This is a genomic window from Microcystis sp. M090S1, from assembly GCF_020246295.1.
GTDB lineage: Bacteria > Cyanobacteriota > Cyanobacteriia > Cyanobacteriales > Microcystaceae > Microcystis > Microcystis aeruginosa.
Genome location: NZ_JADBTF010000446.1, coordinates 1 through 11,703, shown reverse-complemented (window position 1 = coordinate 11,703; position 11,703 = coordinate 1). Strand labels below are relative to the sequence as shown.

10 protein-coding genes and 1 pseudogene are annotated in these 11,703 nt (G+C 42.5%); 4 read left to right on the top strand and 7 right to left on the bottom strand.

The features are described 5' to 3' along the window. Window positions 1-133 precede the first annotated feature (133 nt). The 4 genes and pseudogenes from IM477_RS19550 to IM477_RS19535 form a co-directional block, all read left to right on the top strand. A pseudogene (locus IM477_RS19550) lies at window positions 134-355 on the top strand (photosystem II q(b) protein); the annotation flags it as partial. Window positions 356-486: 131 nt separating this feature from the next. Further along, a complete protein-coding gene (locus IM477_RS19545) occupies window positions 487-624 on the top strand; it encodes a hypothetical protein (RefSeq protein ID WP_287733149.1) in 138 nt (45 codons plus the stop codon). A gap of 53 nt (window positions 625-677) precedes the next feature. Then, on the top strand, window positions 678-2,123 hold the full coding sequence (locus tag IM477_RS19540) for an Ig-like domain-containing domain (protein WP_287733148.1): 1,446 nt from the start codon (window positions 678-680) through the stop codon (window positions 2,121-2,123). Window positions 2,124-2,248: 125 nt separating this feature from the next. After that, a complete protein-coding gene (locus IM477_RS19535; RefSeq protein ID WP_287733147.1) occupies window positions 2,249-4,486 on the top strand; it encodes an FUSC family protein in 2,238 nt (745 codons plus the stop codon). 29 nt (window positions 4,487-4,515) lie between these two features. Here IM477_RS19535 and IM477_RS19530 read toward each other — a convergent pair whose 3' ends face one another. The 7 genes from IM477_RS19530 to IM477_RS19500 all read right to left on the bottom strand — a co-directional run bounded on the left by IM477_RS19530 (window position 4,516) and on the right by IM477_RS19500 (window position 10,896). Then, window positions 4,516-6,588 (bottom strand): AAA family ATPase, encoded by a 2,073-nt coding sequence (locus IM477_RS19530; RefSeq protein WP_287733146.1) that lies wholly within the window; start codon window positions 6,586-6,588, stop codon window positions 4,516-4,518. A gap of 227 nt (window positions 6,589-6,815) precedes the next feature. Then, window positions 6,816-6,992 (bottom strand): hypothetical protein, encoded by a 177-nt coding sequence (locus IM477_RS19525; RefSeq protein WP_002737666.1) that lies wholly within the window; start codon window positions 6,990-6,992, stop codon window positions 6,816-6,818. A 286-nt stretch (window positions 6,993-7,278) separates the two neighbouring features. Next, window positions 7,279-7,869, bottom strand: coding sequence for a 3-isopropylmalate dehydratase small subunit (gene leuD / locus IM477_RS19520; RefSeq protein WP_002796901.1), 591 nt, complete (start codon window positions 7,867-7,869; stop codon window positions 7,279-7,281). A 104-nt stretch (window positions 7,870-7,973) separates the two neighbouring features. Beyond that, window positions 7,974-8,441, bottom strand: coding sequence for a class I SAM-dependent methyltransferase (locus tag IM477_RS19515; RefSeq protein ID WP_287733145.1), 468 nt, complete (start codon window positions 8,439-8,441; stop codon window positions 7,974-7,976). A gap of 5 nt (window positions 8,442-8,446) precedes the next feature. Further along, the gene (gene cobU / locus IM477_RS19510; RefSeq protein ID WP_287733144.1) at window positions 8,447-8,998 is read right to left on the bottom strand and encodes a bifunctional adenosylcobinamide kinase/adenosylcobinamide-phosphate guanylyltransferase; all 552 of its coding nucleotides are present in this window, start codon (window positions 8,996-8,998) and stop codon (window positions 8,447-8,449) included. A 48-nt stretch (window positions 8,999-9,046) separates the two neighbouring features. Beyond that, window positions 9,047-9,424: a phosphomannose isomerase type II C-terminal cupin domain gene (locus IM477_RS19505; protein WP_287733143.1), complete on the bottom strand. Its 378-nt coding sequence runs from the start codon at window positions 9,422-9,424 to the stop codon at window positions 9,047-9,049. Between the two features lie 188 nt (window positions 9,425-9,612). Beyond that, complete coding sequence (locus tag IM477_RS19500) at window positions 9,613-10,896, bottom strand: flotillin family protein (protein WP_287733142.1); 1,284 nt, start codon at window positions 10,894-10,896, stop codon at window positions 9,613-9,615. Window positions 10,897-11,703: the final 807 nt, after the last annotated feature.

The window sequence follows — 11,703 nt, the reverse complement described above, 5'->3', positions numbered from 1 at the left end:
ATTCCCAAATGCGTTTAACCGCTATGGGATAGAGAGGTGCGTAGTTCACCCAAGGAGAATCAATCTCTCGAAGTAAAAGTGAAAGGAATTTCTGAAATGGAATTCAGTCTGTCTATATTTGACTATACTTTTACTAACTATCTCAACCATGGCTTTTAACCTCAACGGTTTCAACTTTAACCAGTCGATTATCGATTCCCAGGGACGTGCTATCACAACTTTGGCGGATGTGATCAACCGCGCTAACATTGGTTTTGAAGTAATGCACGAACGCAACGCTCATAACTTCCCCCTCGATTTAGCTTCCGGTGATGCTATCCCCATGGACTTGACGGCAGCGGCGATCAATGGTTAAAAATAAACAGATGCTGGATCCCCATCCAACATCCGCGTTCTAACTCTGCACACATTTTGCTAAGTCCTCATGATAAGTTAAAAAACGCTTCCTTTTTGGGGGCGTTTTTATTTATTCGATTGAAAAAACCGATGACAATCATTACTAAAGCTGATAAGAAAGTGGGGACGTGGGGACGTGGGGACGTGGGGACGTGGGGACGTGGGGACGTGGGGACGTGGGGACGTGGGGACGTGGGGCATTTAGCTGAAATTTCCCTAAATCCCTAAATCCCTAAATCCCTAAATCCCCTTTCTAACTGATAACTGATAACTGATAACTGATGAAAAGATTAGCTTGGTTCGATCGCTTAGTGTTAGCGACTATTTTGGCCTTAATTGCCGGGATATCGTCGATTTTGATCCAGGGAAATCAAGTTCCTACCCGAGGGGAGAATTTTAGCTGGCAAGGACGAAAAATCGGCGTTAGGGACAATTATTTTACTTTAAGTTTTAATCGACCGATTGACCGTTCCGACATAGAAACCGGACTGGTGATCGATCCTCCCTTGCCGGGTAAAATTAGCTGGTCTGGCGATCGCTTGACCTATACCTTGACGGAATTGCCCATCTACGGCAAAAAATATCAAGTAAAGTTACCCATTGCCCAAGGTGAGGACTTTATCGGGGAATTTTACACCCACGATCGAGCTTTTGCCTATATTGGAGTCAACCAAGAGGAAAGAGGCCGTTTAATCGTCTGTAATATCATTCAGGGGGCAAATAACGTCACAGAACTGAAAAAAACCATCCTTACCCCTGCGGATCTGGTGGTCACGGATTTTCAAATCTATCCGAGGGGGGAGAGAATTTTATTCTCGGCCTTCGATCGCTCTGACTTAGGACGAGACACCCCGAAACAGCAACTTTACACGATTACCACGGGTTTAAATCATGACGAACATGGTCAAAATTTGCCCAGTGGTCGTATAGAAAGGTTTTTAGATGCGAAAACCTATCAAAATCTTCGCTTTGATCTCTCAGATAACGGCAAAACCCTAATCGTGCAGAGAATTAATCATGGGAATCCGGGGGATGCCAGTTTATGGGTAATCAGGGATGATGGACAATCGCGACCGTTAGGAATGCAAGGGGATAATTTTTTACTATCTCCCGACGGTAAAAAAGCGGTTGTCAGTCAAACGGGAGGGGTAGCGGTGATTCCTTTGGATGTCCAAGCGGGAAAACCGCAATTTTTGCCTACCTACGAGAAAATCCTCGCTTTTTCCCGGGATGGTCGCCAAAAATTAATGGTGAAATCAGAACCGGATAATCAGCGATCGCTATTTTTGCTCAACGATCAGGGAGAGTCAAGACTACTATTAAGAACAGCTAATCCGATTATTAGCTGTGAATTTGAACCGCGACAAGAAAAAACCCTTTACTGTCTGAAAAGCGATCTGGTCATGGGCAGCGATGGCAAAGTGAAAGAAGAACCATTTTTAGGGATTATTGAGCTAAAAACGGGTAAAATGATGCCCCTGCTGGCCTTACCTAATTATCGTGACGTGCAGATGAGTATGTCTCCTGATGGCGTGGCCTTATTATTTGATCAGTTAGCAACCACACCCTTTGGAGTCACAAATGATTTAGTCACCGGGGAGGGGTCGAGCATTGCCGATGGTCGTCTCTGGTTATTACCACTCCCCGATCAATTCAGTCCCAATAGCACCCCGAAAATTTTACCTCAAGAACTCAACGCCGGTTTTAAACCCCGTTGGCTGCCCTAATACGGCAGAATTAAGGAGTTAGGAGTCAGGAGACAGGAGAGAAATCGTTACCTAATCAGGTGACTCGGAGAATACTGACTCCCGAAAACGAAAACCTCATACCTCACCATTAAGATAAGTGCTATATGCTAGTTCAGCGATTTGCTTTTTTATTGCGTCCTAGTGGCGATATCGAGATCGAGCGGGGGATTCGGACTTTATTGGCGCTCGCGGTACCGATTATTATCGGTGATATTTTAGATCAGTCAGAATTGGGGTTAATGGTCGGTTTAGCGGCTCAAACCTTGATTTTAGCCGATGTAGGGGGACTTTACTGCCTGAGAGCGAAAACCCTAGTCGCTACGACCATTGGGATGGCTCTAGCTTTGATTATCGGCACATTAGCCAGTGCTTGGCTAGGATTGACCGTAGTGATAGTTTTTTGCGGGTTGTTTCTAGCGGGTTATTTGACGGTTTACGGGGAAAATGGGGCTTTAGCTGGGTTAGTAATCAGTTTATTGCTGCTTTTTGCTGTTTCTTTGCCATCGGGAGATATTGTCGTCGCTTTACAACGGGCCGGAATCGCTGTGTTGGGAGGGGGATGGACAATTTTTTTAGCCCTGTTTATCTGGCCTTTTCGCCCTAATCAGCCTTTACGTCAGGTAACGGCGGAAAATTTTCAGGGTATCGCCACCTATCTCCGCTCTTTGCCCTTACACTCTCGTTCTAATGCTAATGAGGAGCCATATTTTGACAAAATCCGCCAGCTGTTGCTACGTTCGAGGAAAACTGTCACCTTGACGCGTCGGGGACGTTGGGGAAAGAGTGAGCTGCGGGAATTGTTAATCGTCTTGATTGAAGATAGCGATCGCATTAATACCAGCTTAATTGCGCTGCGAGAATTGCTTCATCTTCATCCCTTGCCACAACTGACCACGGTGGGTATTTTATTAGAAGATATTCTCGTGCAAGTGGCGGAAATTAGCGAAGATATTGCCTGGTTAATTTTGGGTAGAAATAAACAACCCGATTGTGAGCGATTGCAGCTATTACTCAAGGCGATCGAGCAACAAAAAAACCTGCAAGCTAAAGTTTTAGAAAATGCCCAGGATGATTATAGCAGTTATGTGGCAATTTCGCAATTAAATAATCGTTTAAAAAAATTATTTAAACAGCTAAAAATAGCCAGTGAAACAGCGCAACATTTGCGGCAAAGCGAGAACTTTTCCGATAAAAAAAATCCCCGGCAGCGTAACTTTGAAGGGATAGAAAAAGAGTACAGTCAAGAAAAAGCTTGGTGGGAACCATTAAGATCTAATTTTAATCTAGAATCGCCCCTATTTCGCCATGGTTTACGCTTGGGTTTGGGAAGTGCGCTAGGAGTCTTGATTTACAATAAGCTAGGAATTACCCATAGTTTTTGGATTGGTTTAACCTTAGTTATTGTGTTAAAACCAGATTTTAGCTTGACTTTTCAACGCTTTTTTAATCGGGTGTTTGGCACGATTTTAGGCTCGTTTTTTGTTTTGGCATTATTGCCAATTATAGATAATCCGATCTGGTTAGAAATTATTGGGATGATTTCTATAGCGATCGCTTTAGCTTTGGTGCGATTTCACTATAGTTTGGCCGTATTTTTTATCACAATTTTTGCTTTAATCATCAGTCGTCTGGATGCCAGCAATGACGGTATTAATTTAGAGTATATCAGAATAGTTTATACTTTAATCGGTAGTGCTTTAGCCTTTGCACTTTCCTTCGGTTTTTTACGGTTTAATGAAGATGAACGTTTTTCCCTCGCTGCCATTAAAGCATTAGAAGCTAATCAAATATATTTTCAGTCAGTTATGGCAGTTTATTTAGGAGAATCATCCTATCAAACTGCAATTTTATCTTCCTATCGCAATAAAGCTCGACGAGCAAATACGACTATGCAAACGGCCCTACAAAGATTAATTGATGATCCTAGCACACCCTTTCCACAAATGGAACCGGCAATCACTTTAAGTAATTATATTCCTCGTTTTGGTCGCGGGGTGACAGTTTTATTGACGGAATTGGAACAATATCGCGGTAGTCCTCCCCATCCTAATCTCAGTCTGTTCACGCAACAAATAACCCAAGCTTTGACGCAATTAACCCAAGCTTTGCAAACAAATAATCCTCCTCTTCTCTTACCTCCCCTCGAAGATACTTTAGAAGAAGTCCTCGATCATTTGCAAGAATTGCGAGAGGAAAGGTTAGTAGAAATTGGCAATCAACAAGAGGGAACTAATCTCCATAAATATTTAGGGGATTATAATATTGTCACCACGGAACTTGTGGAATTATCCAGTCGTGTTGGGGTAATGAACACAGCAATCGCTCGTTTTATTAGAAGTTAAAATTTAGTTATGACAAGAGAATTTAGCAGTCAGGAGGAAAATCGATTAACTTCGATAATTTCCGTATATTCAAAATTATTAGGACTGCGTTTCACTAGAGAATAATCAACACCATGAAGATTAATTAAATCCTCTTGACAATCCGCCTTCGGAGAATTATAAACTAACACATATTCTTTACCAATATAGGGAGAAATCTCGGTTTCTACTTCTCCTCTCCATTGAGTTTTTGTCACTAAAACAATTAACTGATTGGCTAATTTAGGAATAGCGATCGCAACTTGCCGACGATAGATATGATCAAGACTACCAAAAGGGGAATCCATCACCAGAGGAAAAGTGCTGCTATCAATTCCCATCAAAGTATTTTTCTGACTCCATTCTCGCACTCGATCGATAATTCCCCCAATAAAAGATAAACTGAGAATCTGATTTTCTCCGGTGGAAGCTGCCACGGGAATGGCGAATCCTGTCGTATTTTCTAATAGTCTTACCTCGTAATCGGGACTAATACGGGGAATATAGGGAGTAAAAGAAATTGAGTTAAAGATTTCCTGTACCCGTTTTTCTAAGGACAAACGAAACTGATTTTCTAATCTCTGTCTTACCTCACTAATGCGATTAATTGCCTCTTGAGTCGCTAAACTACGTCGTTGTCCTAAATTATATTTTTCCTCTTTTTGTTGCTGTTTTTGTACCTGTTTTTGCAGGGATTCTAACTCTTTTTCATAGATATCTAGTTGATTTTTATTGCTGCCCTGTTCCAAGCGTAAATCTTTTAGGGAATCCTCGATCGCATCTAAGTGAGATTGCAGATTTTTAATATCTTCATCGGGATAATGGCGAAATTTATCCCGAACTTCATCTAATTCTGATTCTACTAAAGATAATTCTAAGCGCCACTGGTGAATATTAGCTTGATAATTATCCACTTCTTGCCAAAAATCTAAGACCCTTTTATCTATTTCTTTGACTGTGGAAGATAAGCGAATGGCCGCTTCTTCCACATCGGCCATTCCTGCTTTATTCATCCAATCTTGTACCTGTAAATAAGCTTGGCTATTCTCCTGTAATTCCTGGCCACAAATACATTTTTTCCGCTCTAATAATTGTTGGACAAATTGCTGTTTGATACCACTGGGTAATTCCCCTTGTTGTCGTAGGCGATCGATTAATTGCTGAAAATTTTGATTAATTTCTTTTAAAAAGACTTGATAAGCTTGCTGGGAAATTAATTTCTTTAACTTATCCTTAGTTCTGACTAAATCTTGCCGCAGATTTCTTTCCTGTTGTTCTAATTTTTCTTTTAACTGTTTTAATTCCTCGGCACCACTTAACTCTAATAAGCGATTAGTCACGGCTTTTTTTAATTCTTCCTGCTGGGATAACTGGCTAATAATATCCTGCTGACGCTGTTTTAATTTCTCGAAATCCTGCTCGATTTTACTTTCCTGTTTCAATAACTTTTTTAAATCCGATTCTCCTAAATCTTTAAGCTCATCTTGTAAAGATTTCTTAGCTTTTTTTAAATGCTCGATCGCTCGATCTAATACTTTAACTCCCAATAATTCCTTTGTATCCTCGGCGATTTTACCTTGGCTACTACTGCGAAATTGATGATCGATATATTCCCCATCAAAAAAGAAATAACGGTGTAAACTTTCGGGTAAAATTTGATTAATAATATCCTCTGGTGGTTGATTGGGTGTGTACCAATTGCCATCATCACCAGCGTAGAGCATATATAAACTATTTGAACCGTATTTAATTTTACTATTTACATCTTGATAGGCGAAAAATTTTCGTTTTACCTGATAGCGTTTATTTTCATGTTCAAAGTTTACTTCTGCGGAACATTCTAGGGAGGTTCCCGTGCTTACTTCCGTAATTGCCCGTTTATTAACTAATAACTCTGGTTCGGCAAAAGCTGCCGTAAATTTTTCATAAAGCACCCAGGTACAAGCATTTAAAATGGTTGTTTTTCCCGCTCCATTATTGCCATAAATTACCGTTGTATTGCGAGAACTTGCCGCTAAATGTATCTCGGGAGTCTTGCCATAAAATTGTCGAAAATTACATAACTTTATTGATAGTAGTTTCATATTTATATAGAGGGGATGATGGGGAAGTGGGGAAGTGGGGAAGTGGGGAAGTGGGGAGACCACTTCGTGCGCGTTGCGGGGGGAGGTGGGGAAGTGGGGAGAGGGAAGTGGGGAAGTGGAGCATTTGGATGAAATTTCCCTAAACCCCTAAATCCCTATCACCCTATCACCCTATCACCCCAAAACCCTATCACCCTATCTCCTGACTCCTGATAGCTAAAAGCTAATTATTGGATTACTTCTTTAATAATCGTTAAAACATCATCATTGATATTGCGAGGATTGCGCTGGTATAACTTATCTCTTTCCAATTTTAAAACTCGATCGATGATTTTTCGCACATCTTCGGGAGCGTTTAAAATCGGTTCTTGGATATTTTGGAGATTATTATCAGGATTAGTCATAGGGCAGATTTTTTAATAGACCTCCTGCAAAAGTAAGTTATCGAGCCGCTATCGGGTCAAAACATCTAAAACCTCGGATAAATTTGACATAATCTTAGGTTTTATAGATAGGATAGTTGTCTCTTGTCTTTTTTTTCCTCCTGTCTCCTGTCTCGGAGTCTCCTGTCTCGACTAGGAAATTAATTTTGCACGACTACTTAATATTTACAGCCGCTGCATCTCAAACAAAATACTTGCCGGGGTACGTTAATCTATTGCTAACGCACCCTCACCCTAGATTGTTTCTCTAAACGAAACTTAAATAGGGTAACTTTTGCGCGGTAGATTGAATCAGATCGAGATTTTGTAGAAGCTGTCCGCAGGTATCCCAACCCCCTTCTATTAACATCTGTCGGGAACCTTCATTCATAGAGACGGTAGCGACAAAATCCCCCCATTCTACCGTCATAGTTGTCAAGGAAAGATCGACGGGAATTTCGGGATTAGCTGCAATTAGATCCTGTAAATGGGCGATAGTTTTTGCCTCAGCAGTGACACAGGGAACCCCATTAGCGATACAATTGCCAAAAAATATTTCGGCGAAACTTTCCCCGATAATTGCTTGAATTCCCCAACGTAAAATCGCTTGCGGTGCGTGTTCCCGAGAAGAGCCACAACCAAAATTACCATTAACTACCAGAATTTTCGCCCCTTGGTACTGGGGTAGATCGAAAGGATGACTCCCCTGTAAAGCGGCTCGATCATCGGCGAACACCTGTTCTCCTAAACCTTCAAAGGTGATACAACGCAAAAAACGAGCCGGAATAATGCGATCGGTGTCAATATCGTTGCCTCGCAAGGGTAAAGCTCGTCCGGAGATGGTTTTAACTTGACTCATGATCTTTTTCTAACTTTTACTAGCAGTGACAAAAAAAGTGGTTGCATCTTGCCATACTCCCTGATCGGTGGCATTTTTCTCGATTTCTCGGCGATAATTGTTCACTAGAGTCGCAATTTCGGCAGCCGATAGGCGGTCGAACCGCCTTTTTTTAACCATTGATACCATTTTGCCAGCACTTGCGGGATATCGGGGAAAAGTGCAATCGCCAGAGAACAGGTAATCAGATCGAAACTAGACTCGGCAAAGTCAATAGCAGCTATATCGGCGTTAATTAGGTCAATATTCTCGATATTTAATTCTTCTAGCTTTTTTTCGGCTCTGGCAATCATTGCCGGCGTGAAATCAACCCCGATGACACTTTTCACTTTTGGGGCAATTGCGGTCTCGCGTAGCGAGCGCGTTGCGACCGCTATAAATCCCGTTCCCGTTGCCACGTCTAGCACAGATTGGCTTTTTTGTAAATAGAGATAATTTACTAATTTAAGGGCGCGAGCTTGCGTAAAATCGTTATCGTAATCGTGACGACGGGCATAAAAATCAATCACTTGACGCTGATAATCGTTGCTCATCTTCTCTATTGCCCAATTATCGACAAAGACTGACCCAATTGACTTAAATTAAGAGCATGGCCGCCGGTAACTAGATAAACCGCGTCTGCTATTGTGCCAATTCGACGACAGAGATCGCCTAAACGATCGCGAAACAGACGACCGAGGGGATAAGCGGGAACCACACCCCAACCGGTTTCTTCCGCTACCAGAATAACATCAACCGCCGCGTTTTTGAGGGAATACAAGAATCGATCGCTAATTTCTGACCATTCAGCTGCCGACATTTCTAAACAATTGGCTACCCAAGTACCGAGGGAATCAATTAACAAACAGTGAGTAAATGGGCTATTATCAATAGTTTCGCTTAATTGTCGGGGAATTTCTTGGGTTTGCCATTGGGGGGAACGTCGCTGCCGGTGTCTTTCAATGCGATCGCACCATTCTTGATCTTTTTCATCCACCGAGGAGGTGGCGATATAAATAACGGGTTTTTGGCTGATTTTGGCTAAATATTCGGCCCATTCACTTTTCCCAGAACGGGCAGCCCCTGTAACTAGGATAATTTTTTCATCCACGATCGAGATTTTGGCAAATAACTACAGTATATACGGGAGAAAACTGTCCTATTCTCGATCATCAAAACGGTGAATATCATCATCTCCTAAATATTCGCCATTTTGCACCTCGATCATCACCAAAGGAATAGAACCGGGGTTTTCCACCCGATGACGGGTATTCATGGGAACATAGGTAGATTCTTTTTGTTTGAGGAGAGTTTCTTTTTCATCACAGAGTACCCGCGCTGTACCGGAGACGACAATCCAGTGTTCACTGCGATGGTAGTGCATTTGGGTACTCATGTGATGGCCGGGTTTAATGACAATGCGATTGATGCGATACCGGGGACCTTCCTCCAATACCGTCACTGTTCCCCAGGGGGGAGTCCGCGTCATTTCTATGTCTTGGGGAGAAGGGGAGGGAGCATTAATTAAGTCATCCATGGCGGTGGTCTCCAAACTTGATTAACATTCTAGTGGACAGTCTCTGCTTTGCAGCTATTAGCTAAAGGGAAGTGGGAATTATGAATTATGAATTAGGAAGTGGGAAGTGGGGATAATAAATAAAAGCTGCCTCCTACCTCCTGACGACCACCTCCTGTCTCCTGTCTCGGAGTCTCCTGATAACTGATTCAAGAGGGCAATTGTTTAAAATCAAAATTTGTGTCTTTTCCCTTGACAGATGGCTCGGTTTGTGCTAGGCGATTAGCCATTTGTACCAGATCCACCCCGGTAGCTTGACGCAATTGTTCAGCAAAGGCAGTCATTTTCGGGACAAGATTACCATCACCTCCGTCCACTACCGTCACCGTTTGCACCTGCACTTCTGGGACACTAGCGACCATTAATTTCAGCAATAACTCCAATTTTTGGTATAAAAAGATGTTTTTAGCGTTATTTCCCGCTCCTTGCCAAGAAGCCGCCAGTTTTTTGGTTCCTTCCGCTTGCGCTTTCCCCTGTTCGATAATTTTGGCCGCTTCCCCCCGGGCTTTTGCGATCGCTTGTTGACATTCCGCGGCCGCAGGGGCGATCACATCTGCTTGTAATTGCTGTTTCACCTGCTTAATTCGGGCGTTTTGTACCGCCACTTCGGCCTGTACTTTAGCTAAATCCGACATAACCACCGATTCTACCTCGGCAATCATGGCGCCGCGCTTAGTTTGAGTGTCGCGCACCCGTTTTTCTGCGTCAGCTTTGGCTATCTCTAAATCTTTTTGGATACGACGCAAAGCGGTTAGGCGTAGATTCTCGGAATCCTTGATAATCGATATTTTTCGGGCTTTTGCTTCTGCTATCCGGGCATCTCTCTGTAATTCGGCTTTTTGCTTCCGTCCGATCGAATCGAGATAACGCACCTCATCGGAGATATTCTGTATCTGCAAACTATCCAAAACTAAACCCAATTTTTCCAGATCCTGTTCCGCTTCTTCCAAGAGACTTTTGGCAAAAGCGATCTGATCGGAGTTCGCTTGTTCTGGGGTTAAATTGGCCAAGACACCGCGCAAATTGCCCTCTAGGGTTTCTTTAGCCAATTGTTCAATTTCCTTGCGTTTCTTGCCCAATAAACGCTCGATCGCATTATGAATAATCGGTTCCTCCCCGGCAATTTTAATATTCGCCACCCCGGTGACGATCAAAGGCACACCGCCCTTAGAATAGGCATTAACCACCCTGAGATCGATGATCATGTTGGTCAAGTCCATTCGATACACTTGTTCTAGCATAGGTAAACGAATACTGCTGCCCCCTTTTACCAAACGATAACCGATGGTTTTGCCCGTGGCCGTGGGACGACGACTGCCGGCAAAAATTAAGACTTCGCTCGGTTGACAGATGTGGTAATAGTTACGGATGACCAATAAACCCGCACCCGTCCCTAAACCGAAAACTCCCAGTAAAACAGCGATAATTTCCATAGATTTTATTACGGTCGATGCTCGGATCAAATTAACTAAATTGTATCCATCAATTTCCAACTTTGACAGACCAGTAGTCTAGTAGGGTGTAGGTAGGGTTTGCGGCAAAAAATTTTTCGTGGGGGTAGGGTGTGGGGTGTGGGGTGTGGGGTGTGGGGTTTTACCGATTTTCAGGTGGTCAATTACCTAATTTTCAGGGAAAAAGTCCCGGAATTTTCCCCCCAATCACTCCAATGGTCGGCACTTTTTGAGGTCAAAAAAGTCTAAAAACCTTATCCAACAAGGTTGTTAGATTTATTCAGCAAATCCTAGGTACATCGAAAATTAAAATAAGTTAATGATAGAGTAAAATCCTCTAGTTTTATGTTGACTTCAATCAAATTGCTTCTAAAATCTACACATAAGTACCTAAGCAAAATTAATTACACATATCTAACCACCTCTTGCCTCTTGCCTCTTGCCTCTTGCCTATCTTCACTAGGAAATTAATTTTGCACGACTACTTAACTTTATTCGTAGAGCAAATTATTCAATGTATGAATAATCTCAAAAAATCTCTCGGCATTTGTTGACCGTCGCTTCTTCTGCTGTGGGTATCCCCGAACCTACGAGTGTTCTTGGTTGTATCACACTAGGGGGTTTAATGCTACTAGGGGGTAAGTATCTAAGCACAATTAATTACACATCTAAGCCACTACTCCGTCAGACTTCTGCTGATGTGAGCAAACAGAGAACTGAAAACTCAAATCCGATCCCTAATAGCTGTATCCCGTCTCGGAGTCTCGGAGTCTCGGAGTCTCGGAGTCT

Excerpts from the sequence above, each read along its gene's own strand:
- IM477_RS19535 (WP_287733147.1), top strand. The coding sequence starts at position 2,249 with ATGCTAGTTCAGCGATTTGCTTTTTTATTGCGTCCTAGTGGCGATATC.
- IM477_RS19505 (WP_287733143.1), bottom strand. The coding sequence starts at position 9,424 with ATGGATGACTTAATTAATGCTCCCTCCCCTTCTCCCCAAGACATAGAA.
- IM477_RS19540 (WP_287733148.1), top strand. The coding sequence starts at position 678 with ATGAAAAGATTAGCTTGGTTCGATCGCTTAGTGTTAGCGACTATTTTG.
- leuD (WP_002796901.1), bottom strand. The coding sequence starts at position 7,869 with ATGAGTCAAGTTAAAACCATCTCCGGACGAGCTTTACCCTTGCGAGGC.
- IM477_RS19530 (WP_287733146.1), bottom strand. The coding sequence starts at position 6,588 with ATGAAACTACTATCAATAAAGTTATGTAATTTTCGACAATTTTATGGC.
- IM477_RS19525 (WP_002737666.1), bottom strand. The coding sequence starts at position 6,992 with ATGACTAATCCTGATAATAATCTCCAAAATATCCAAGAACCGATTTTA.
- IM477_RS19515 (WP_287733145.1), bottom strand. The coding sequence starts at position 8,441 with ATGAGCAACGATTATCAGCGTCAAGTGATTGATTTTTATGCCCGTCGT.
- IM477_RS19545 (WP_287733149.1), top strand. The coding sequence starts at position 487 with ATGACAATCATTACTAAAGCTGATAAGAAAGTGGGGACGTGGGGACGT.
- IM477_RS19500 (WP_287733142.1), bottom strand. The coding sequence starts at position 10,896 with ATGGAAATTATCGCTGTTTTACTGGGAGTTTTCGGTTTAGGGACGGGT.